This is a genomic window from Mycobacterium sp. IDUB_1 (assembly GCF_055419625.1).
Window position 1 is genome coordinate 75,618 of the sequence record NZ_JBVAYA010000005.1, and the last position, 22,818, is coordinate 98,435.

Sequence of the window (22,818 nt, forward strand, 5' to 3'; positions counted from 1 at the left end):
GGAATAACGAATGTTCTACCGGTGCACAATAAGTCACAAACTATTAGTCAACTAGTGCTCAACTAGTGCTCAACTAGTGCTCAACAATGCTGCTGCAGAGTCATTTTCGGGTTGCCAGGTCCGCTCGGGTAGACCACAGAGGACGCATATCTGCGGTCCTTGCGCAGATCAATCTGATGCCCCTTTGCGCAGACGACATGGCCGGTCGGGGCGGAGCGCCCCGCGCCGTTCCGGAATCACCCCTTGTCCGGGCAGGATGAGGACAAGCGTCGAAATATGGGTGAAGTCGCCCAAGGTGGTGGACGCCGTTTCATCTGTTCAACTACGTTCCGGTTAACCGAGATTGCTACAGCTCGTGACAGCCGGAGTGAGCTTGCACCCCGTCCGTCCGAGCGTTCGCCTTTGGCCGTTCGAGAGAGTTTGGAAAGTGAATGATCGACGCAATGACATTGGTAAGTGGGGGCGATAGATGAGTTGGAAGGCACTCAACTGGGCAATAAGTATCGAGGTCTCGACTCCGATCGAGCGACTTATCCTCGTGCTGCTAGCGAACCGCGCAGACGAGAGCCTCTCCTGCTACCCGTCCCTCGGTACGCTCGTGTCGGAATCTCGTGCTGCGCGAAGCACGGTCCTAAAGGCGCTGAGCAAGCTGGAAGAGGCCGGGCTCGTTGTACGAGTTGCCCAGTACCACAAATCCGGAGCCAGACGACCAAGTCACTACCATCTCAATCTTCCCGATGCGATGCACTCGCGCCCCAGTCTTGATGTCGGACTCCCCCAGTCCGCCAACGCGACCGGGCCCGTCCAGTCTCCAGACCGGGAAGGTTCACCTCCCGGACCGCCGGAGGTCCAATTCACGGACCCCTTGAACCCTTCAAGAGAACCACCATCCGAACCATCATCGGCCTCCGTGCTGGAGTCTCTTCCCACACCGTGGCGAATTAGCAGCAGCGAAGCGAGAAGGTTGTCACCGGCAATCGAGGAGGCTTTTGCGGCGGGCTGGACATCGCAAACGTTGGTGGCCCACCTTTCATCCCGGCCTGAGGGAGTCCGTAATCCCGCTGCCGTTCTCGCCTCGCGTCTATCTGAGCTGCCAGCTCCACCGACCTTTTCCATACGACAAAAGACACCGTGGTGTGGCGAGTGCGAAGACCCCTTGTCTCGCACGATCACAGTCACAAAGTCGGACGGCACAGAAGCAGCGGAGTTCTGTCCACGATGCAGCCCACAAAAGCAGTTTCAGGCCAGCAACAGATCGACGGCTCGCGGAGGGAGGTGAATCAAATGGATTCGAACGTATTCGATGAGCTTCCGCTCCTCTTAGCCGTACCACGCGCGGCGGCGATTTTAGGAATCAGTCGTGCTGCGGCGTACCGTCTCGCGGCGTCTGGCGAACTTCCCGTACGCAGATTGGGAGGGCGCGTCTACATCGTCACCTCAGAGCTACAGCAACTGATCGCCTCGTAAGAAACTCTCCAAGTCGAGACGGCAGTTTCGTGCACGCTTATCGTATTCGCCGGGTTATCCCTGACGGCAGGTCTTTTCGCCGGCCCGGCACAGCGTGCAAGCGACCACAGTACTAACACCAGCAGGAGCGTGGATGACGACGACCGAAGAACCACCCCCTAAGCGCACCCGCCGCACTGAGCCAATTACGCGGCGCAGCGCCAAGAACGGCGCAGTGAGCTACACATTCCAAGTGGACGTCGGGACCCACGCTGACGGCACCCGCGACAGACAGCGGTTCACTTTCTCCACGTTCGCGGAAGCCCGCCGTGAGTACCGAAAAATCTCGACGGAGGTTGCAGCGGGGACGTTCGTAAAAAGAGACCTCACCACCGTCGCCGAATATTTGGCAAGGTGGCTCGACGGAAGACGCGACGTCAGGGCTAATACCCTTGCAGGTTACCGACATTCGTTAAAGCCCGTTATCGACAATCTTGGCGGCTTGGGTTTGCAACAACTACGAACGTCCGACATCGACGCCCTGGTAACACTGCGGCTGAATGGCACGCCCATTTCCCAGCGTGAGAGGCGCGGACGGCGCGCTGCTGAGGTATTGGCGTACTTGCGGTCAAGATCCGGCGGTGCCCAATATGCGGAAGTTCGTGACGAACTCGGCAATCCTGGCGTCAAGGCCTTAGATCGGCTGGTCGCCTCGGGCGAGGTGATACGGCCTAGCCGCGGCCGATATGTTGCCGTTCGGGACAGCGATCCCGTGCAGTCCAAGATTCCAGGCAACGTTAGTTCCCGGACTGTCGTGACAATGCTCGTGGTGCTGTCGTCCGCCCTCGACGACGCTATGAGGGAGGGCCTTGTAGCCCGAAACGTAGCGCGTTTAGTGAAGAGGCCCGCGGTGGAGCATCACGAAATGGCCACTTGGACAGCAGAACAAGCGGTTCGGTTTCGCGAGCATGTGCGCGGCGATCGGCTCGCCGCATGTTGGCTGCTGACCCTGGCAGGGCTTCGCCGGTCGGAAGTTCTAGGACTACGTTGGTCCGATGTTGACCTCGATGGCGGAACGGTCACCATCGCTCAGGGTCGTGTTGTTGCAGAAGGCCAAGGCACTATCACCGGAGACCCGAAGTCCAAGCGGTCTCGCAGGGCACTACCGATGCCCGCCGAAGTGCTCACCGCACTGCGCGTCTTTAGGCTCCGCCAGTCTGAAGAACGCCTCGCCATCGGCTCGGAGTATCCCGACACCGGGTTGGTCGCCGTCAACGTGATTGGCCTCCCTATCCGACCGGAGACGTATTCAGGCGAATTCATGCGGCACGCGAAAGACGCTGGTGTGCCTTCAATTCGGTTACACGACGTTCGACATACCGCAGCCACCATGCTGCTCGATCGCGGAACAACACCCTCGGCTACTGCAAAATGGCTCGGCCATGACCCAGCGATTACGCTTCGGGTATACGGGCACGTATATGACAGCGCACTTGCGGCGGCGGGCGACACACTGCTTCGGGGCCACTAATTCTCGCGCCAGGGCGCCGAGCGATCAGCGCAAGGAGCCGTCTCAACAGCGCGAACCGCTGTAATAGCCGCCTTGGCGCAGTCACGCCGGACGCGGCCCTGCGATCAAATCACCTAATTCAATTGAGGATTTGTGATGTTGGCCCAACAAGCTCAGGCCGGCACGCTACGCGCTCGCGCGTGCCTCAACCCACTTAATCAAGCGGCGACGGCGTTCTGCGATGCGCTCGGGATTCTGCTCGGCGTCACGCTCGGCGGCATCGGCTTCCGCCCAGGCGCGACGCATATCGGCGTCGTGGAACTCCACAGTCTTCGCCATCACTCACCCCTTTTCGGACGACGCCAGCATACCTGCGCTCCCCGACAAAACCCGTTAGGCACATTCTAGTTCCCTCGCTGCTGGGAGGCCTTGGCGATGCGGGCGGGCGTCATCGTCGTCGCTTCGGCGGCGGCAAGCAGGTGTGCCAGAACTTTGATGGATGCGACGTCCGAGTGCGAGAAACCGTCAGCCTCGAGCGTGTTGGCTGTCAGCATCCCGAAAGCGAGCCTGTCCGCGCGGACGGCGACCGACACAAACGCCCTGTACTGCCGATTCCTAGAGACGTCCCATGAGGCGGGAACAGCGGCGTTCGTGTCATTACTCCACTCGACATCGCCACTATCTATCAGGTCCCATACCCCCTGATCACTGCCGTGGCCCTCGACGAACTGGCTGGTGAAGGAGTCTTCGCGATTTCGGGAGTCACTGTAGGTGCCCGACTGCATCACCCTGGATTGAGCACCTAGGTCTTGCACCCGAAAGTAGGCAGCCCTCGGCGCTTCGCTCTGGACGAGATCGCAGACCTTGCTAACGATTGACGTGCGAAACCCGCTGATCTCCACATCCTTCGTCGCCTGATCCAACACGGAGAGCCGGCGCAGCTTGTCGGCAGTGCCGAGCATGGCCCCGTTGATAAGCAATGAAGTGCGACGAGACTTTGCCTTGAGGGCTTGGTCGAGCGAGACCCGCTCCTCCTCCTGTTGGCGCTTGAACGTGCGCTCGTTGCGGAACTTGAAGAAACCGACAACAGCGGTCGCCACCGCGAGGCAGCCGGCCAGAATGCGGATCGCGACGAGCCAATTGCCCGGCGGAACGAGGCTGACCGCAAAGGTGGCCGCCGCGGTCAGAACAGCCAGCGCCGTCAGCGCGAAGTTGAAGGCGACCGCCTGATCCTTGACAGCCTTCGTCTTCTCCGCCCCCACCGCGGCAGCATCTCACACAGGGTCGACGTAACCGAATAATGAATCCCTACTCGCGCAGTCTTAAAACGGTTCCGCCACCCCTCCTCGGCGCCCTGGCGCCGGCGCGCCGGCGCCTGTTCAAAGCTCTTGGCACACTCTTGGCACAACGGGGGTTTGAAATCGAGAGAAAAACTTGGCCGTAACTCTCTGACCAGGAATTTTGATGGTGGGCGCGGACGGTTTCGAACCGCCGACCGCTGGTGTGTAAAACCAGAGCTCTACCACTGAGCTACGCGCCCGATCCCGGGCAGCATATCGGCGACCGTGACGAACTCGAAATCCGCTCTCAGTCGCGGACAGCGGCCAATGCTGCGTTCCACACCGCCTGATCGCGTGCCTCCCCCGGCTCCTTGCAGTCCGCGAAGCGCACCACCCCGGCGCGGTCGACCGCGAAGGTGCCCCGGTTCGAGAAACCGGACACGTCGTTGAAGACGCCGTAGGCCTGACTCACCGCACCGTGCGGCCAGAAGTCCGACAGCACCGGAAACGTGAATCCGCGCTGAGCGGCCCACACCTTGTGTGTCGGCGACGGGCCCACCGAGATCGCCAGCGTGGCCGTCGCCTCGTTGACGAATTCGTCGAGGTGGTCGCGGATCTCGTCGAGTTCCTTCTGACAGATCCCGGTGAACGCGAGCGGGAAGAACACCAGCAGCACGTTCTTGGCACCCCGGAACGCACTCAGCGTCAGCCGCTGGTTGTTCTGATCGGCAAGCGTGAAGTCCGGCGCTGGGTCACCGACCCCAATCATCGCTGCTGTCGGCTCTTCGCGCGAGCGCTCATCGCTGCTTCGTGATCGCTTTGGCCTTCGGTTGCACCAGCCTGCTCGCGATCCAGTCCCCCAGGTTCGCCGAGGAGGTCTGCATCAGCCCGGCCGTCGGCGCGGACTCGGCGATCTCAGCGGGCTGGACGTGACCGGGCTTGCCGGTCTTGGGGGTCACCACCCAGATGACGCCGTCGTCGGCCAGCGGGGTGATCGCGTCCATCAGCGCGTCCACCAGGTCGCCGTCGTCGTCGCGCCACCACAGCAACACCACGTCGACAACCTCGTCGGAGTCCTCGTCGAGGAGCTCACCACCGCACTCGTCTTCGATGTCGGCGCGGATGTCGTCGTCGACGTCGGAGTCCCAGCCCAGTTCCTGCACAACCTGATCTTTTTGGATGCCCAGCATGCGGGCGTAGTTCGGGGGGTCACCCGCCGACACCACGGTCAGTCCTCCTTGCGCCTAGTCGGCACGCTGTGCGCTGTGCCACGTTCGACCACTATCGTCGCACGCCTGGGGGTCACGGCAACCCACCCGGCAACATCCGCCCCCGAGCCGTCACCGATAAGCCGCATCGCAACGGTCCAGCGCGGTGGTCTTCGAGTCGTTCAACTCCGCGATCGCGGAGTTGAAATCCTCGGCCGGATAGTTCCCCGCAATCGCCGTCGCAACCCCGCGAGCAGCGTCGACCCAGCTGCCCAGCGCATCGCGAAGCTCGGCGGGCAGCGTGTCGGTCATGCTGCCCGACACCAGGTCCGCGCTCTGGTTGAGCGCATCGACCGCCGCCTGCGCCCCACCCTCTGCGCCCACCGGGTCGGTGTTGAACGCATCGACGTAGGTGTTGACCGCGGCGATCGCGTCGGCGCTGCTGGTGCTCATCGCCTCGCACGACGTGTGCACCGCCTCCACCGTCATCGACGTCTGACGTTCGGACTCGCGCGCTGACGAACTCGCCGCGGACTCGTGCAGGGACGCCGACACCGACGCGCGGTACTGCGGCGCCTCCCCCGGGGGCGCCGATGCCTCTCCCGCGGTGACGTTGGTGCAGCCGACGACGATCATCGCCAACACCGCGGCGGAGCCGGCCGCGAAGGCGGACAGCCGCAACGGCGCAGCCCGTCGCCCACCGATACGCACGGTCTGCAGACGTTACCGGCCGACCCCGACACCGGGTGTACTAAATGCAACCGTTCGCGTGCGGCACTGCACTTGCGGCAGGATGGGACGAGGATGTAACCCACCGTGCACTGCGCGAAGCGAGCAGACCCACTCGACGGACCGCGTGTGCTTCACCGCCTGACAAGGAGCGGAAGTTGACCACCGAGTTCGTGCGCCAGGATCTGGCCCAAAACTCCAGCAGCACAGGCGAACACGATCGCGTTCGCGTCATTCGGGAGGGGGTCGCGTCCTATCTGCCCGACATCGATTCCGACGAGACCGCCGAGTGGCTGGAGTCGTTCGACCAGTTGGTTGAGCGGTCGGGTCCCGCGCGGGCGCGCTACCTGATGCTGCGTCTGCTCGAGCGGGCCGGGGAGCAGCGGGTGGCCATCCCGTCGCTGACGTCGACCGACTACGTCAACACCATCCCGACCGAACTCGAGCCGTGGTTCCCCGGCGACGAGGACGTCGAGCGCCGCTACCGCGCCTGGATCCGCTGGAACGCGGCGATCATGGTGCACCGCGCGCAGCGGCCCGGCGTCGGCGTCGGCGGCCACATCTCGACCTATGCGTCGTCAGCAGCCCTCTACGAGGTCGGCTTCAACCATTTCTTCCGCGGCAAGGCCCACCCGGGCGGCGGTGATCAGGTCTTCATCCAGGGCCACGCCTCCCCCGGCATCTACGCGCGCGCCTTCCTCGAAGGCCGGCTCAGCTCCGAGCAGCTCGACGGGTTCCGGCAGGAGCACAGCCACGCCGGCGGCGGCCTGCCGTCCTACCCGCATCCGCGGCTCATGCCGGACTTCTGGGAGTTCCCCACGGTGTCGATGGGCATCGGTCCGATGAACGCGATCTACCAGGCTCGCTTCAACCACTACCTGAACGACCGCGGCATCAAGGACACCTCGAACCAGCACGTGTGGGCGTTTCTCGGCGACGGGGAGATGGACGAACCCGAAAGCCGCGGCCTGATCCAGGTCGCCGCCAACGAGGCGCTCGACAACCTCACGTTCGTGGTGAACTGCAACCTGCAGCGCCTCGACGGCCCCGTGCGCGGCAACGGCAAGATCATCCAGGAGCTGGAGTCGTTCTTCCGCGGCGCGGGCTGGAACGTCATCAAGGTGGTGTGGGGCCGCGAGTGGGATGCACTGCTGCACGCCGACCGTGACGGCGCGCTGGTGAACCTGATGAACACCACCCCTGATGGTGACTACCAGACCTACAAGGCCAACGACGGCGGCTACGTGCGCGACCACTTCTTCGGTCGTGACCCGCGGACCAAGGCGCTCGTCGAGCCGATGTCGGACCGCGAGATCTGGAACCTCAAGCGCGGCGGCCACGACTACCGCAAGGTGTACGCGGCCTACCACGCGGCGATGGAGCACAAGGGTCAGCCGACGGTGATCCTGGCCAAGACCATCAAGGGCTACACGCTGGGCAAGCACTTCGAGGGCCGCAATGCCACGCATCAGATGAAAAAGCTTGCGCTGCAAGACCTCAAGGACTTCCGCGACGCCCAGCGCATCCCGATCTCCGACGAGCAGCTGGAGAACGACCCGTACCTGCCGCCCTACTACCACCCCGGGTCGGACGCGCCGGAGATCCGCTACATGCTCGACCGGCGCCGCGCCCTGGGCGGGTTCCTGCCCGAACGCCGCACCAAGACAAAGGCGCTCACGCTGCCCGGCCGCGACACCTACAAGGCCCTGAAGAAGGGGTCGGGCAAGCAGGAGGTCGCCACGACGATGGCGACGGTCCGCACGTTCAAGGAACTGTTGCGGGACAAGGAGATCGGCAAGCGGATCGTGCCGATCATCCCCGACGAGGCGCGCACGTTCGGCATGGACTCGTGGTTCCCGAGCCTGAAGATCTACAACCGCAACGGCCAGCTCTACACCTCGGTCGACGCGGAGCTGATGCTCGCCTACAAGGAGAGCGAAATCGGCCAGATCCTGCACGAGGGCATCAACGAGGCGGGCTCGACGGCCTCGTTCACCGCCGTCGGCACGTCCTATGCCACCCACAACGAGCCGATGATCCCGATCTACATCTTCTATTCGATGTTCGGGTTCCAGCGCACCGGCGACGGCCTGTGGGCGGCGGCCGATCAGATGGCCCGTGGCTTCGTGCTGGGCGCGACGGCCGGGCGCACCACGCTCGTCGGCGAGGGTCTGCAGCACGCCGACGGGCACTCGCTGCTGCTCGCCGCGACCAACCCCGCCGTCGTGGCCTACGACCCGTCGTTCGCCTACGAGATCGCCTACATCATCGAAAGCGGTCTGCACCGCATGTACGGCGAGAACCCGGAGAACATCTACTTCTACGTCACGATCTACAACGAGCCCTACGTCCAGCCGGCCGAGCCGGAGAACCTGGACGTCGAGGGGCTACTGCGCGGCATCTACCGCTACCAGCAGGCGTCGGAGAAGCGCAGTAACAAGGCCCAGATCCTGGTCTCCGGTGTCGGCATGCCGTCGGCACTCAAGGCGGCCGAGATGCTCGCCAACGAGTGGGACGTGGCCGCCGACGTGTGGTCGGTGACCAGCTGGGGTGAGCTCAACCGCGACGGCGTGGCCATCGAGAAGGAGGCGCTGCGCCATCCGGACCGGCCTGCCGGCACGCCGTACGTGACGCAGGCACTCGCCGACGCCGAGGGTCCGGTGGTGGCCGTGTCGGACTGGATGCGGGCGGTTCCCGAGCAGATCCGGCCGTGGGTGCCCGGCACCTACATCACGTTGGGCACCGACGGGTTCGGCTTCTCCGACACCCGGCCGGCGGCGCGGCGGTACTACAACACCGACGCCGAGTCGATCACGGTCGCCGTGCTCGAGGGCCTGGCCCGCGACGGCAACATCGACATGGCGGTGGCGGTCGAGGCGGCGCGCAAGTACGAGATCGACGACGTGATGGCGGCGCCGGAGCAGACGAGCGATCCCGGAGTCGCGTAGCCGACGACATCGGATACAGCGTGGCCTGACGATTTAGAGGACTTCTCCAAACTGAGGCGTAGATTTTAGGGATGGCCGACAACAATCGGTTCATCCCGCCCCGGTCGACGGTCGAGGTGCTGGAGAACGTTCCCGACTCGGTGCTCCGCCGGCTCAGTCAGTATTCGGGCCGGCTGGCGACCGAGGCCGTCCAGGCAATGGGCGAACGGCTGCCCTTCTTCGGCGAGCTCGAGGCGTCTCAACGCGCGAGCGTGCAGCTGGTCGTGCAGACCGCGGTGGTGAACTTCGTCGAGTGGATGCGCCATCCCGACAGCGATGTCAGCTACACCGCCCAGGCCTTCGAGGTGGTGCCGCAGGATCTGCGGCGCCGCATCGCGCTACGCCAGTCGGTGGAGATGGTGCGCGTAACGATGGAGTTCTTCGAAGAGGTCGTGCCGCTGCTCGCACGCAACGAGGAGCAGCTGGCCGCGCTGACCGCCGGCATCCTGCGCTACAGCCGCGACCTGGCGTTCGCGGCGGCCATGGCGTACGCGGATCAGGCCGAGGCGCGCGGGGCGTGGGACACCCGCATGGAGGCGAATCTGATCGACGCCGTGGTGCGCGGAGACATCGGCCCCGATCTGCAGTCGCAGGCCGCGGCTCTGAACTGGGACGCGACTGCGGCGGCGACGGTGATCGTGGGCCTGCCGCGCCAGGACCGGCTGGATCTGACGTCGGAGGACGTGCACGACGTCGCTGCCCGCAACGGCCGCGCCGCGCTGTGCGACGTCCACGGAACCTGGCTGGTGACGGTGGTGTCCGGCGGACTGTCGCACACCGACCGGTTCCTGTCGGAGCTGATGACGGTCTTCGCCGACGGGCCCGTGGTAGTCGGGCCGATGGCGCCCACGCTCGGCGCGGCGCATCTGAGTGCCACCGAGGCCATCGCCGGGATGAACGCCGTTGCCGGCTGGGCCGGTGCGCCACGGCCGGTGGCGGCCCGCGAGCTGCTGCCCGAGCGCGCTCTGCTGGGCGACGCCTCGGCCGCGGCCGCCCTCGAAGCGGAGGTGATGAGGCCGCTGGCTGATGCAGGCCCCACGCTGATGGAGACGCTGGACGCGTATCTGGACTCCGGGGGCGCGATCGAAGCGTGCGCCCGCAAATTGTTCGTTCATCCAAATACGGTCCGGTACCGGCTCAAACGCGTCGCCGACTTCACGGGACGTGACGCCACCGTTCCGCGAGACGCGTATGTGCTGCGGGTCGCCTCCACGGTGGGTCGTTTGCGGCGTCAGGGCCAGTCCGGGCCCTCGTCATCGTCGGGATCCGGGCAGGTTGGTGCTGTTGCGTCAGTCACACCGTGGGGCCATCCTGCGAGGTGACATGTTGCGCTTGCATCTCGATGACGTCCCATCACATGCGGTTTTGTGGGGAGTCAACAAAAACCTAAGAAAGAGTTCATAGTCTCTTACACGGCGCAAAACCGCCTTCACAATGTTTTCTTAGAGACGTGCCCGACAAGACTGTGCTTGCATTCCTCGCGCCCGGACAGGGCTCCCAGACTCCCGGCATGCTCGCCGAGTGGCTGGAGCTGCCCGGTGCGCCGGCGCGCATCGCAGCATGGTCTGAGATCAGCGGCCTGGATCTGGCCCGCCTGGGCACCACCGCCGACGCGCAGGAGATCACCGATACAGCGGTCACGCAGCCACTCGTCGTCGCCGCCACGCTGCTGGCCTACGAGGAACTGACGCGCCGCGGCGTGCTGACCGGGGACGAGGACATCGTCGCCGCCGGGCATTCCGTCGGCGAGATCGCCGCCTACGCGATCGCCGGAGTGATCACCGCCGACGAGGCCGTCTCCCTGGCCGCGACCCGCGGCCGCGAGATGGCCAAGGCCTGCGCCGTGGAGCCGACGGGGATGTCGGCCCTGTTGGGTGGCGACGAAGCCGAGGTGCTCGCCCGGCTGGAGGCGCTCGACCTCGTGCCGGCCAACCGCAACGCCGCCGGGCAGATCGTCGCCGCCGGCGCGGTCAGTGCTCTGGAGAAGCTCGCCGAGGATCCGCCGGCCCGCGCTCGGGTTCGCCCGCTGGCCACCGCCGGCGCGTTCCACACCCGCTACATGGAGCCCGCGCTGGCCGAGTACACGACCGTGGCCGACCGGATCACCCCGTCGGAGCCGTCGGTCACGCTGCTGTCCAACGCCGACGGCCGGCCCGTCGCCTCCGCGCACGACGCGTTGACCAAGCTCGTCGCACAGATGACGCGTCCCGTGCGCTGGGATCTGTGCACCGCCACCATGCGTGAGCTCGGGGTGACGGCACTCGTGGAGTTCCCGCCCGCAGGCACGCTGTCCGGGATCGCCAAGCGCGAGCTCAAGGGCACCCCCACCCACCCCATCAAGACCCCCGCCGACCTGGACGGACTCGCGCAGGCACTGCGCCCCGTCTGAGCCGGCACATCTCGACACAACCAACGTTTCACCCCAGGTAACACCCGATAAATAGAAGGAGCCACCGTGCCCGCCTCTCAGGAAGAAATCATCTCCGGTCTCGCCGAGATCATCGAAGAAGTGACCGGCATCGAGCCGTCTGAGGTCACCCCGGAGAAGAGCTTCGTCGACGACCTGGACATCGACTCGCTGTCGATGGTCGAGATCGCCGTGCAGACCGAGGACAAGTACGGCGTGAAGATCCCCGACGAGGACCTCGCGGGTCTGCGCACCGTCGGTGACGTCGTCGCCTACATCCAGAAGCTCGAGGAAGAGAACCCCGAGGCTGCTGCCGCGCTGCGCGAGAAGTTCGCCGCAGAATGACACGTCCTTCCACTGCTAACGGCGGGTTCCCGAGTGTCGTGGTGACCGCCATCGAGGCCACCACGTCACTCGCAGGCGACATCGAGAGCACGTGGAAGGGCCTGCTGGCGGGCGAGAGCGGCATCCGCGTCCTCGAGGATGAGTTCGTCACCAAGTGGGACCTTCCGGTGCGTATCGGCGGTCACCTGGTCGACGACGTCGACAGCCACATGACCCGCATCGACATGCGTCGCATGTCGTACGTGCAGCGCATGTCCAAGCTGCTGTCGAAGCGACTCTGGGAGAACGCGGGCACGCCGGAGGTCGATCCGGACCGGTTCGCCGTGATCATCGGCACCGGTCTGGGTGGCGGCGAGAAGATCGTCGAGACCTACGACGCGATGAACGAGGGCGGGCCCCGCAAGGTGTCCCCGCTCGCCGTTCAGATGATCATGCCCAACGGTGCGGCGGCGGTCGCCGGTCTCGAACTGGGCGCCCGCGCCGGGGTCATCACCCCGGTGTCGGCGTGCTCGTCGGGGTCGGAGGCCATCGCCCACGGTTGGCGCCAGCTCGTCATGGGTGACGCGGACTTCGCCGTCGTGGGTGGCGTGGAAGGCGGCATCGAGGCACTGCCCATCGCGGCGTTCTCGATGATGCGCGCCATGTCGACCCGCAACGACGAGCCGGAGCGCGCGTCGCGTCCGTTCGACAAGAACCGGGACGGCTTCGTCTTCGGTGAAGCGGGCGCGATGATGATCATCGAGACCGAGGAGCACGCCCTGGCCCGCGGCGCCAAGCCGCTGGCCCGCCTGATGGGCGCCGGCATCACCTCCGACGCGTTCCACATGGTGGCCCCGGCCGCCGACGGCCAGCGTGCCGGGTCGGCCATGAAGCGGGCGATGGAGACCGCGGGCCTGTCCCCCAAGGACATCTCGCACGTCAACGCGCACGCCACGGCCACGCCGATCGGTGACACCGCGGAGGCCAACGCCCTCCGCGTCGCCGGTGTGGAGCACGCCGCGGTCTACGCGCCGAAGTCGGCGCTGGGCCACTCGATCGGCGCTGTGGGCGCGCTGGAGTCGGCACTGACGGTGCTGGCCCTGCGTGACGGTGTCATCCCTCCGACGCTCAACTACGAGACGCCGGACCCGGAGATCGATCTCGACGTCGTCGCGGGCGAGCCACGGTATGGCGACTATCAGTACGCCATCAACAACTCGTTCGGTTTCGGCGGCCACAATGTGGCTCTGGCCTTCGGTCGTTACTAGGCCTGACGAGTTCACGAGAACCGAGAGGACACGCGTCTGAGTATGGCTGCACCGACAACAGGGAACGGACTCCCCGACGTCGTCGTGACCGGTATGGCCATGACGACGAGCGTCGCCACCGATGCCGAAGGCACCTGGAAGGCGCTGCTGGAGGGCAAGAGCGGCATCCGCCGTCTCGAAGACCCCTTCGTCGAGGAGTTCGACCTGCCGGTGCGCATCGGTGGCCATCTGCTGGAGGACTTCGTCGGGGAACTGACCGAGGTCGAGAACCGTCGGATGTCCTACCCGCAGAAGATGGCCACCGTGCTCGGACGTCGTGTCTGGGAGAACGCCGGGTCACCCGACGTCGACACCAGCCGTCTGCTGGTGTCGATCGGGACCGGCCTCGGCGGTGCCGAGGCGCTGGTGTTCGCCTACGACGGCATGCGGGACCACGGCACCTCGGCCGTGTCCCCGCTGTCGGTGCAGATGTACATGCCCAACGGCCCGTCGGCCGTGGTGGGTCTGGATCGTGGCGCCAAGGCCGGGGTGGTCACCCCGGTCTCGGCGTGCGCGTCCGGGTCCGAGGGCATCGCCCAGGCGTGGCGCAACATCGTGCTCGGTGAGGCCGACATCGCGATCTGCGGCGGTGTCGAACAGCGCATCGAAGCCGTGCCGATCGCGGGCTTCGCGCAGATGCGGATCGTGATGTCGACCAACAATGACGACCCGGCCGGCGCTTGCCGCCCGTTCGACAAGGATCGGGACGGTTTCGTGTTCGGCGAGGCGGCTGCACTGATGGTCATCGAGACCGAAGAGCATGCCAAGGCGCGCGGAGCCAACATCCTGGCGCGCCTGATGGGCGCCAGCATCACCTCCGACGGTTTCCACATGGTCGCGCCCGACCCCAACGGTGAGCGCGCCGGCTACGCGATGAGCCGCGCGATCGAGCTGGCCGGTCTTGCGCCGAGCGACATCGACCACGTCAACGCCCACGCCACGGGCACCAGCGTCGGTGACGTCGCCGAAGGCAAGGCGATCAACAACGCGATGGGCGGACACCGACCCGCGGTCTACGCGCCCAAGTCGGCGCTCGGCCACTCGGTCGGTGCGGTAGGCGCCGTCGAGTCCATTCTCACAGTCCAGGCGCTGCGCAGCGGCGTCATTCCCCCCACACTCAATTTGAAGAACCTCGATCCCGAGATCGACCTCGACGTCGTGGCGGGCGGCCCACGGCCGGGTGACTACGAGTACGCCATCAACAATTCGTTCGGTTTCGGCGGGCACAACGTCGCACTCGCCTTCGGAAGATACTGAAAGCAGGAGACATCCATGACCACCATCGAGAATCGCCCCGCCACCGACGTCAACGAGTCCCTCGACCCGCGCGATCCGATGCTGCGGCTCGCCACGTTCTTCGATGACGGCAGCGTCGAGCTGCTGCACGAGCGCGACAAGTCCGGTGTCCTGGCGGCTGCCGGCACCGTCAACGGCGTGCGCACGATCGCGTTCTGCACCGACGGCACCGTGATGGGCGGCGCGATGGGTGTCGACGGCTGCAAGCACATCGTCGACGCCTACGACGTCGCCATCGACGAGCAGAGCCCGATCATCGGCATCTGGCACTCCGGCGGCGCCCGGCTGGCCGAGGGCGTCAAGGCGCTGCACGCCGTCGGCCTGGTCTTCGAGGCCATGATCCGCGCGTCCGGGTACATCCCGCAGATCTCCGTCGTGGTCGGCTTCGCCGCCGGCGGCGCCGCCTACGGTCCCGCGCTGACCGACGTCATCGTGATGGCGCCCGACAGCAAGGTCTTCGTGACCGGTCCCGACGTGGTCCGTAGCGTCACCGGCGAGGACGTCGACATGGTCTCCCTCGGCGGTCCCGAGGCGCACCACAAGAAGTCGGGAGTGTGCCACATCGTCGCCGACGACGAGCTCGACGCCTACGAGCGCGGCCGTCGCCTGGTCGGCCTGTTCTGCCAGCAGGGCCACTTCGACCGCACCAAGGCCGAGGCAGGCGACACCGACCTCAAGGCGCTGCTGCCCGAGTCGGCGCGCCGCGCATACGACGTGCACCCGCTGATCGAGGCGCTCCTCGACGAGGGTGTGCCGTTCGAGGAGTTCCAGTCCCGCTGGGCCCCGTCGATCGTCGTCGGCCTGGGCCGGCTGGCCGGCCGCACCGTCGGCGTGATCGCGAACAACCCGCTGCGCCTGGGCGGCTGCCTGAACTCCGAGAGCGCCGAGAAGTCGGCCCGCTTCGTGCGGCTGTGCGACGCGTTCGGCATCCCGCTGGTCGTGGTCGTCGACGTGCCGGGCTACCTGCCGGGTGTCGATCAGGAGTGGGGCGGCGTGGTCCGTCGCGGCGCCAAGCTGCTGCACGCATTCGGTGAGTCCTCGGTGCCGCGCGTCACGCTGGTCACCCGCAAGATCTACGGCGGCGCCTACATCGCGATGAACTCGCGGTCGCTGAACGCCACCAAGGTGTTCGCATGGCCCGAGGCCGAGGTCGCCGTCATGGGCGCCAAGGCAGCCGTCGGCATCCTGCACAAGAAGAAGCTGGCCGCCGCCGCCCCCGAGGAGCGGGAGTCGCTGCACGAGGCGCTGGCCATCGAGCACGAGAAGATCGCCGGCGGCGTGGATTCGGCCATCGAGATCGGCGTGGTGGACGAGAAGATCGACCCGGCGCACACGCGCTCGAAGCTGACCCAGGCGCTCGCCGAGGCGCCGATGCGCCGCGGCCGCCACAAGAACATCCCGCTGTGATCTAGCCGGTTCTCCCGGCGAGCATCTCCTGCGCCGCGGCGAGGACGCGTTCGCGGTCGGCGGCCACCAGGCCGATGCGCGTACGCCGGTCGAGGATGTCGTCGACGTTCAGCGCTCCTTCGTGCGTGACGGCGTACTCGAGTTCTGCGCGCGTGACATCGATGCCCTCGGCGACAGTCTCTGTGGGTCGCGGGCACGTCGCCCGGGCGATCACGTCGGGCGCCTCGGCGCCGAAGCGCGCCACGAGCGAGTCCGGCAGATCCGACGCTTGTTGCGCGGCAGCAGGATTCGAGGGCGCCCCGATCAGCGGGAGGTTGCGGGTGCGGCACGGCTTGGCGGCCAGTCCGCGCAACGAGATCGCGCGGTCGACGACATCCTCTGCCATGAAACGGTATTCGGTCAGCTTGCCGCCGATCACACTGAGCACGCCGCTCGGCGACTCGGTGACCGCATGCTCTCGTGAGACGTCTGCGGTGCGGCCGGCGCCGGTGTCGATCAACGGCCGCAGTCCTGCGTAGCTGCCGACCACATCCGTCGGTCCGAGCGAGGTCGCGAGCGCCGTGTTGACCGTGTCGAGCAGGAACTGCACCTCCTGCGGAGTCGCTTCGGGCACGTCGGGGATCGCGCCCGGGGCGTCTTCGTCGGTGAGGCCCAGGTAGACGCGACCGAGCTGCTCGGGCATGGCGAACACGAACCGGTTGATCTCGCCCGGTATCGGAATCGTCAGCGCCGCAGTCGGATTGCCGAACGCCGCGGCATCGAACACCAGGTGCGTCCCGCGGCTGGGCCGCAGCCGCAACGACGTGTCGACCTCACCGGCCCACACGCCGGTCGCGTTCACCACCGCCCGTGCCGATACGTCCAGTGTCTCGCCCGACAGCTTGTCGGTCAGCGTCACCGATGTGCGCGACGCCGCGCTCGCCTCGACCCGGGTCAGGATGCGGGCGCCGTGCTGGGCGGCCGTGCGGGCGACCGCGGTGACGAGGCGCGCGTCGTCGACGAGCTGCCCATCGTAGGCCAGCAGCGCACCGTCCAGTCCGTCGCGACGCACGGTGGGCGCCAACGCGATGGCCGCAGCGGCGTCGATCCGACGGGACCGCGGCAGCACCGATGCGGGCGTGCCGGCGAGAGCCCGCAGCCCGTCGCCGGCCACGAAGCCGAATCGGATCAGTGCGCGCGAGGCACGGTTCATCTCGGGCAGCAGCGGCACCAGCTGCGGCATCGCGTGAACCAGGTGAGGGGCGTTGCGCGTCATCAGGATTCCGCGCTCGACGGCGCTACGACGGGCGATGCCGACGTTGCCGCTGGCGAGGTACCGCAGCCCGCCGTGCACCAGCTTGGAACTCCACCGGCTGGTTCCGAAGGCGAGGTCGTGTTTCTCGACCAGGGCCACCGACAGCCCGCGTGTCGCCGCGTCCAGCGCGATCCCGACGCCGGTGATGCCGCCACCGATGACCAGCACGTCCAGCGGCGCACCGTCGCCGAGCTCCTGCAGCTCTGCGGAGCGTCGACCGGCGTTCAAGGCCGCGGTCACGGGGCGGCTCACGGTGCCAGGTACCCGTTGAGCGCGCGGGCCAGTTCGACGTTGATGGCCGTGCCGTCGAGCAGCTTCTCCACCATCTGCGCGGACTGGATCGTCGATTGGGTGATCAGCAGGCACATCGCGCCCAGCTCGTGGGGATCGCCGGGGCGCACGCTGCCGTGGGCCTGGCCGGCCTTGATCGCCGCGGCGAGCGCGTCGATGAGGATCTGCTGGCTGGTGCCCAGCCGTTCGGCGATGTAGACCATGGCCAGGTTGGGCGCGTTGCGGATCACCGACTGCACGATCTCGTCCTTGCGAAGGTGTTCGGCGACGGCCACCACGCGCTCGACCGTCGCCTCCCTGCCGGGGCCCCGGTCGGGCACCTGCTCGAGGACGCCGGCGATACGCACGGTCAGCAGCTCGGCGATCACCCAGCGGATGTCGGGCCAGCGACGATAGATGGTGGGCCGACTGACCCGGGCCCGTCGCGCGATCTCGGTCATCGTCGTCCGTTCGACGCCGTAGGCGAGGATGCACGCCGCTGCCGCATCGAGAATGCGCTTCTCGACACCCGAATCGGAGTTACGGATTGACACCATCTGTAATACTGTAACGCATGTCTTCGCTCGCTGGCCAGCCCACACGACCCCCGATGGCATGGAACGCCTGGGGTGATCCCGCCGCGGCGACGCCCCTGTCCCCCGGCATTCGGTCGCTGCTCACCCAGGCTCTGGGCATCGACGCCCAGCCCGCGGCGGAGCCCACCCTCGAGCAGGTCAGGGTGCGCCCGTCGGCGCTCTCGCCGAGCGACCGCGACGGCCTGGCCGCGATCGTCGGCGCCGAGCACGTCCTCGTCGATGACCGGGACCGGTTGCTGCGCGCGGGCGGGAAGTCGACCCTGGATCTGTTGCGCCGCAGGGACTTCGGCGTGCAGGACGGTCCGGACGCGGTGCTGGTGCCCGGTGATGACGACGAGGTCGCCACGCTGCTGCGGTTCTGCGCCGACCACAGTATCGCCGTCGTCCCGTTCGGCGGTGGCACCAGCGTGGTCGGCGGCCTGGACCCGATGCGCGGAGACTTCAAGGCCGTGGTGTCGGTGGATCTGCGCCGATTCGACGAGCTGCATTCGCTCGACGAGGTCTCCTGGGAGGCCGAACTGGGGGCGGGCCTGACCGGGCCCGAGGCCGAGAAACTGCTGGTGCAGCGCGGTTTCTCACTCGGCCACTTTCCGCAGAGCTTCTGTTTCGCGACGATCGGCGGCTTCGCCGCGACCCGGTCGTCGGGTCAGGATTCCGCCGGCTACGGCCGCTTCGACGACATGGTGCGCGGTCTGCGCGCCGTGACCCCGGCGGGCGTGCTCGACGTGGGTCGTGCGCCGGCCTCGGCCGCCGGACCGGACCTGCGGCACGTCCTGCTCGGCTCCGAGGGCGTCTTCGGCATCATCACCAAAGTGCGGGTGCGTGTCCATCCGGTCCCCGAGACCACGCGCTACGAGGCGTGGTCGTTCCCCGACTTCGCCACCGGCGCAGCCGCATTGCGGGCCGTCGCCCAGACCGGGACCGGACCGACGGTGATCCGGCTCTCCGACGAGGCGGAGACCGGGGTGAACCTGGCCACCACCGACAGCATCGGCGAATCCCAGATCACCGGAGGCTGCCTGGCCATCACCGCCTTCGAGGGCACCGAGGCGCATGCCGCGAGCCGGCACGCCGAGACGCGAGAGCTGTTGAGCGCCAAGGGTGGAACTTCACTCGGCGAAGGTCCGGCGCGTGCGTGGGAGCACGGTCGGTTCAACGCCCCCTATCTGCGGGACGGGCTGCTGTCGGCCGGCGCGCTGTGCGAGACGCTGGAGACAGCGACGTCCTGGTCGAACGTCTCGGCCCTGAAAGCAGCTGTCACCGAGGCCCTGACGCGCTCGCTGGCCGATTCGGGAACGCCGGCGCTGGTGCTGTGCCACATCTCGCACGTCTACCCCACCGGTGCGTCGCTCTACTTCACCGTCGTGGCCGCCCAGCGCGGCAACGCGATCGAGCAGTGGCGTGCCGCCAAGACCGCCGCCTCGGAGGCGATGATGCGCGTGGGCGCGACGATCACCCATCACCACGCAGTGGGTGCGGACCACCGCCCCTGGATGCGCGACGAAGTCGGCGACCTCGGCGTCGCCGTGCTGCGCGCGGTCAAGTCGGCGCTCGATCCGACAGGAATCATGAACCCGGGCAAGCTGATTCCGTGAACCGGATCGTCGTCCTGACCAATCCGGCCTCCGGTCACGGCAACGCCCGCCACGCCGCCGAACGAGCGATCAGCCGTTTCCAGGCCCGCGGCGTCGACGTCGTCGCCCTCGTCGGCCGTGATCCCACACACGCCCGCGAGCTCGTCGAGGCCGCACTGGAGCGCGAGATGGACGCGCTGGTGGTGGTCGGCGGCGACGGCATCGTCTCGCTGGCGCTGCAGATTCTCGCCGAGACATCGACCCCGCTGGGCATCGTCCCCGCGGGCACCGGCAACGACCACGCCCGCGCGTTCGGCATCCCCACCGTGCCCGAGGCAGCCGCCGACGCGGTCGTCGACGGCGCGATCGGCACCTACGACCTCGGGTTGATCACCGGCGCCGACGGCACCCGGCGGTGGTTCGGCACGGTGATGGCGGCGGGCTTCGATTCCCTGGTCACCGACAGGACCAACCGGATGCGCTGGCCGCACGGGCGGATGCGCTACAACTTCGCGATGCTGGCCGAGATCTCGCAGCTGCGGTTGCTGCCCTTCCGGCTCACCTTCGACGGCGACGTGGTGCAGACCGAGCTCACACTGGCCGCGTTCGGGAACACCCGCAGCTACGGCGGCGGCATGCTCATCTGCCCTGGCGCGGACCCGACCGACGGGCTGTTCGACGTCACGATGGTGGCGTCGGCGTCACGCACGCGGCTGATCCGGCTGTTCCCGACCGTGTTCAAGGGCACCCACGTCGACCTCGACGAGGTGACGACGCGCAGAGCCAAGACCATCCTCGTCGAGTCCCCGGGAATCACCGCCTACGCCGACGGCGAGTATGTGTGCCCGCTGCCCGTGGAGCTCACCGTGGTGCCGGGCGCGTTGCGGGTGCTAGGACCGGCTACCAGGCCCGCTATCCGACGCCGCGGCTGAGCCAGCTGACCTCGGCGCCCACGCCGCCGTCGCGGTAGGCCTCCAGGGCCTCGTCCCACGCGGTGCCCAGCACAGAGTCCAGTTCTGCCGCGAGCGTGTCGGCGCCGGAGGCCATCAGCGTGCGCAGCCGCATTTCCCCGACCATCACGTCGCCGTTCGCGCTCATCGCGCCGCTCCACAGCCCGAGCTGGGGGGTGTGGCACCAGCGGTGCCCGTCGACGCCGTGGCTCGGGTCCTCGGTCACCTCGAAACGCAGCACCGACCATGACCGCAGGGCATTGGCCAGCGCGGCGCCGGTGCCCACGGGGCCCACCCAGTTCGTCACGGCACGCAGCTGCCCGGGCATGGCCGGTTGCGGCGTCCACTTCAAATTCGCCCTCGCGTTGAGGGTCGACGACAACGCCCACTCGACATGCGGGCACACCGCCGCGGGTGAGGCATGCACGTACACCACACCCGTCGTCGTGTCGGCGAATTGATTCGCTGCACGCATCTGTTGCTCCTTCGGCTCCACGAGGGACGTCTTCCCCAACGACCTGGTGGTTTCCGAGTGAGTCAGCAGATGAAATTGTTTCTTCAGGTGCAATTGTGCCTTGTGAGGCGCGTGTTGCGCTAGTCCGCCCTGTAATCTCTCAGAACTTCATCAGACAGGGCCGGCATCACGTCATGGGCCCAGTCACCGAACGGCCGATCGGTGAGCACGATCAGCGCGAGCGCGGCGTCTGGATCGACCCACAGGAACGTCCCCGACTGCCCGAAGTGCCCGAAGGTCCGCACAGAGTTGTGTGCCCCGGTCCAGTGCGGCGTCTTGCCGTCGCGCAGTTCGAAGCCCAGCCCCCAGTCGTTGGGCTTCTGCCGGCCGTAGCCGGGCAGCACCCCGTCGAGGCCGGGGAACTGCACCGAGATCGCCGAGTCGTGCATCTGGTCCGACACCAGAGCGGGCGTCAGAAGCTCGCCGGCGAATGCCGTCAGGTCGGCGACCGTCGACGTCGCGCCGTAGCCGGCTGCCACCGCACCCCCGTCCAGGGTGGTGTCCGACATCTCCAGGGGGGCGAACACCGATTCGCTCAGGTACTCGGTGAACGGGATGCCGGACTCGCGCTCCAGCACGTCGGCCAACACGGCGAAGCCGTGGTTGGAGTAGATCCGCCGGGTACCGGGTGCGGCCAGCACCTTCTCCGAGGTCATCTCGTAGCCCGCCGCGTGCGCCAGCAGGTGGCGCACGGTGGCCCCCGGCGGCCCGGCCGGGGTGTCGAGCTCGAAGACCCCTTCTTCGACCGCGATCTGTGCGGCGCGTGCGGCGAGCAGCTTGGTCACCGAGGCGAGGGGGAACGTCTGCGTCTGGTCGCCGTGGTGGGCCAGGGCCCCGTCCCGGCCGACGACGGCAGCGGCCGCGGTGGGGACGGGCCAGTCGGCCAGGGCGTCGAGTGCGCTCATCGGTCATGAGCGTAGCGACGCCGGCGCTCAGGTCAGCTGCACGGACCGTTTGGCCAAGCCCATCCAGTAGCCGTCGATCACCTGGCGCGGCGGGAGCGCCGGATCGGTCGCGGCACCGAGTGCGACGAACAGGGGCGCGAAGTGCTCGACCGTCGGATGCGCATACGGCATGCCCGGTGCGCGGTGGCCGAAATCCACGAGCGCGTCCACGTCTCCCGCGGCCAGCCGTTCGTGTGCCCACAGGTCGAACTCGACCGACCACGCGGGAGGGGTCGCACCCGGCGAGGGATCCTCGAGGAAGGGCAGCCCGTGCGTGGTGAACCCCGACCCGATGATCAGTACACCCTCGTCGCGCAACGGCCGCAGACGTGAGCCGAGGGACAGCAGCTGCTCCGGATCCAGTGTGGGGAGAGAGATCTGCAGGACGGGAATCGCCGCGTCGGGGTACATCACGGTCAGCGGGACGTAGGCGCCGTGGTCGAGACGCCGGTCCGCGTCATGGTGTACGGGGGTGTGCGATGCCACCGATTTCTGCACGGCCACAGCGAGTTCCGGCGCTCCCGGGGCGTCGTAGCTGGTGGCGTAGTAGTGCTCGGGGAATCCCCAGAAGTCGTAGGTCAGCGGAGTGCGCGAGTCCGTGGACCCGATGGTCAGCGGCGCGGCCTCCCAGTGGGCGGAGACGATGAGGATGGCCGTCGGGGTCGGCAGGTCCGCGGACCAGGTCTGTAGTTCGGACACCCACAGCGCGTCGTCGACGAGCGGCGGGGCGCCGTGCGAGAGGAACACCGCAGGCATGGGATCGGCCATGTCTGGA

At 67.1% G+C, this 22,818-nt stretch carries 22 protein-coding genes and 1 tRNA gene; 12 read left to right on the plus strand and 11 right to left on the minus strand.

Features of this window, described 5'->3' with window-relative positions:
• The first annotated feature begins 469 nt into the window (after window positions 1–469).
• The 3 genes from ACZYYX_RS24415 to ACZYYX_RS24425 all read left to right on the plus strand — a co-directional run bounded on the left by ACZYYX_RS24415 (window position 470) and on the right by ACZYYX_RS24425 (window position 2,977).
• A complete protein-coding gene (locus ACZYYX_RS24415; protein WP_463817300.1) occupies window positions 470–1,279 on the plus strand; it encodes a helix-turn-helix domain-containing protein in 810 nt (269 codons plus the stop codon).
• Window positions 1,280–1,284: 5 nt separating this feature from the next.
• Entirely contained in the window at window positions 1,285–1,467 is a 183-nt protein-coding gene (locus tag ACZYYX_RS24420) for a helix-turn-helix domain-containing protein (protein WP_049778127.1), read from the plus strand.
• Window positions 1,468–1,600: 133 nt separating this feature from the next.
• On the plus strand, window positions 1,601–2,977 hold the full coding sequence (locus tag ACZYYX_RS24425) for a site-specific integrase (RefSeq protein WP_463817302.1): 1,377 nt from the start codon (window positions 1,601–1,603) through the stop codon (window positions 2,975–2,977).
• 165 nt (window positions 2,978–3,142) lie between these two features.
• Here the strand turns inward: ACZYYX_RS24425 and ACZYYX_RS24430 are convergent, their stop codons facing one another.
• The 6 genes from ACZYYX_RS24430 to ACZYYX_RS24455 form a co-directional block, all read right to left on the minus strand.
• Window positions 3,143–3,295 carry a hypothetical protein gene (locus ACZYYX_RS24430; protein ID WP_158013700.1) on the minus strand — a complete coding sequence of 51 codons (153 nt, stop codon included), beginning with the start codon at window positions 3,293–3,295 and terminating at the stop codon, window positions 3,143–3,145.
• A gap of 65 nt (window positions 3,296–3,360) precedes the next feature.
• Window positions 3,361–4,218, minus strand: coding sequence for a hypothetical protein (locus ACZYYX_RS24435; RefSeq protein WP_463817303.1), 858 nt, complete (start codon window positions 4,216–4,218; stop codon window positions 3,361–3,363).
• 203 nt (window positions 4,219–4,421) lie between these two features.
• A tRNA-Val gene (locus tag ACZYYX_RS24440) sits at window positions 4,422–4,496 on the minus strand.
• Window positions 4,497–4,543: 47 nt separating this feature from the next.
• A complete protein-coding gene (locus ACZYYX_RS24445; protein ID WP_463817304.1) occupies window positions 4,544–5,005 on the minus strand; it encodes a peroxiredoxin in 462 nt (153 codons plus the stop codon).
• Between the two features lie 28 nt (window positions 5,006–5,033).
• Window positions 5,034–5,462: a DUF3052 domain-containing protein gene (locus ACZYYX_RS24450; protein WP_463817305.1), complete on the minus strand. Its 429-nt coding sequence runs from the start codon at window positions 5,460–5,462 to the stop codon at window positions 5,034–5,036.
• A 114-nt stretch (window positions 5,463–5,576) separates the two neighbouring features.
• Window positions 5,577–6,155 carry a hypothetical protein gene (locus tag ACZYYX_RS24455; RefSeq protein ID WP_463817307.1) on the minus strand — a complete coding sequence of 193 codons (579 nt, stop codon included), beginning with the start codon at window positions 6,153–6,155 and terminating at the stop codon, window positions 5,577–5,579.
• A 176-nt stretch (window positions 6,156–6,331) separates the two neighbouring features.
• Between ACZYYX_RS24455 and aceE the strand changes: the two genes are divergently transcribed.
• From aceE to ACZYYX_RS24490, 7 genes are all read left to right on the plus strand, one after another.
• A complete protein-coding gene (aceE, locus tag ACZYYX_RS24460) occupies window positions 6,332–9,121 on the plus strand; it encodes a pyruvate dehydrogenase (acetyl-transferring), homodimeric type (protein ID WP_463817309.1) in 2,790 nt (929 codons plus the stop codon).
• A gap of 71 nt (window positions 9,122–9,192) precedes the next feature.
• Window positions 9,193–10,482 carry a PucR family transcriptional regulator gene (locus ACZYYX_RS24465; RefSeq protein ID WP_463817310.1) on the plus strand — a complete coding sequence of 430 codons (1,290 nt, stop codon included), beginning with the start codon at window positions 9,193–9,195 and terminating at the stop codon, window positions 10,480–10,482.
• Window positions 10,483–10,625: 143 nt separating this feature from the next.
• Window positions 10,626–11,549 carry an ACP S-malonyltransferase gene (locus tag ACZYYX_RS24470; protein WP_463817756.1) on the plus strand — a complete coding sequence of 308 codons (924 nt, stop codon included), beginning with the start codon at window positions 10,626–10,628 and terminating at the stop codon, window positions 11,547–11,549.
• 66 nt (window positions 11,550–11,615) lie between these two features.
• Complete coding sequence (gene acpM / locus ACZYYX_RS24475; RefSeq protein WP_463817312.1) at window positions 11,616–11,912, plus strand: meromycolate extension acyl carrier protein AcpM; 297 nt, start codon at window positions 11,616–11,618, stop codon at window positions 11,910–11,912.
• A complete protein-coding gene (gene kasA, locus ACZYYX_RS24480; protein WP_463817314.1) occupies window positions 11,909–13,159 on the plus strand; it encodes a 3-oxoacyl-ACP synthase KasA in 1,251 nt (416 codons plus the stop codon). Before acpM ends, kasA begins: the two co-directional genes overlap by 4 nt.
• A 42-nt stretch (window positions 13,160–13,201) precedes the next feature.
• Window positions 13,202–14,455: a 3-oxoacyl-ACP synthase KasB gene (kasB, locus tag ACZYYX_RS24485; protein WP_463817315.1), complete on the plus strand. Its 1,254-nt coding sequence runs from the start codon at window positions 13,202–13,204 to the stop codon at window positions 14,453–14,455.
• 15 nt (window positions 14,456–14,470) lie between these two features.
• Window positions 14,471–15,901: an acyl-CoA carboxylase subunit beta gene (locus tag ACZYYX_RS24490; protein ID WP_463817316.1), complete on the plus strand. Its 1,431-nt coding sequence runs from the start codon at window positions 14,471–14,473 to the stop codon at window positions 15,899–15,901.
• A 1-nt stretch (window position 15,902) separates the two neighbouring features.
• On the opposite strand, the gene ACZYYX_RS24495 is transcribed toward ACZYYX_RS24490, so the two are convergent.
• A complete protein-coding gene (locus ACZYYX_RS24495; protein WP_463817317.1) occupies window positions 15,903–17,447 on the minus strand; it encodes a glycerol-3-phosphate dehydrogenase/oxidase in 1,545 nt (514 codons plus the stop codon).
• Window positions 17,444–18,022 (minus strand): TetR/AcrR family transcriptional regulator, encoded by a 579-nt coding sequence (locus ACZYYX_RS24500; RefSeq protein WP_463817318.1) that lies wholly within the window; start codon window positions 18,020–18,022, stop codon window positions 17,444–17,446. The genes ACZYYX_RS24495 and ACZYYX_RS24500 overlap by 4 nt, the downstream gene beginning before the upstream one ends.
• Window positions 18,023–18,075: 53 nt before the next feature.
• Here ACZYYX_RS24500 and ACZYYX_RS24505 point away from each other — a divergent pair, with 53 nt between their 5' ends.
• Entirely contained in the window at window positions 18,076–19,656 is a 1,581-nt protein-coding gene (locus tag ACZYYX_RS24505; RefSeq protein WP_463817757.1) for an FAD-binding oxidoreductase, read from the plus strand.
• The gene (locus ACZYYX_RS24510; protein WP_463817319.1) at window positions 19,653–20,567 is read left to right on the plus strand and encodes a diacylglycerol kinase; all 915 of its coding nucleotides are present in this window, start codon (window positions 19,653–19,655) and stop codon (window positions 20,565–20,567) included. Before ACZYYX_RS24505 ends, ACZYYX_RS24510 begins: the two co-directional genes overlap by 4 nt.
• On the opposite strand, the gene ACZYYX_RS24515 is transcribed toward ACZYYX_RS24510, so the two are convergent.
• The 3 genes from ACZYYX_RS24515 to ACZYYX_RS24525 form a co-directional block, all read right to left on the minus strand.
• Window positions 20,548–21,060 carry a DUF3145 domain-containing protein gene (locus tag ACZYYX_RS24515; RefSeq protein ID WP_463817320.1) on the minus strand — a complete coding sequence of 171 codons (513 nt, stop codon included), beginning with the start codon at window positions 21,058–21,060 and terminating at the stop codon, window positions 20,548–20,550. The two genes, ACZYYX_RS24510 and ACZYYX_RS24515, sit on opposite strands and share 20 nt — an antisense overlap.
• A 119-nt stretch (window positions 21,061–21,179) precedes the next feature.
• Window positions 21,180–22,004 (minus strand): serine hydrolase domain-containing protein, encoded by an 825-nt coding sequence (locus ACZYYX_RS24520; RefSeq protein WP_463817321.1) that lies wholly within the window; start codon window positions 22,002–22,004, stop codon window positions 21,180–21,182.
• A gap of 27 nt (window positions 22,005–22,031) precedes the next feature.
• Window positions 22,032–22,811 carry a dioxygenase family protein gene (locus ACZYYX_RS24525; RefSeq protein ID WP_463817322.1) on the minus strand — a complete coding sequence of 260 codons (780 nt, stop codon included), beginning with the start codon at window positions 22,809–22,811 and terminating at the stop codon, window positions 22,032–22,034.
• Window positions 22,812–22,818 lie beyond the last annotated feature (7 nt).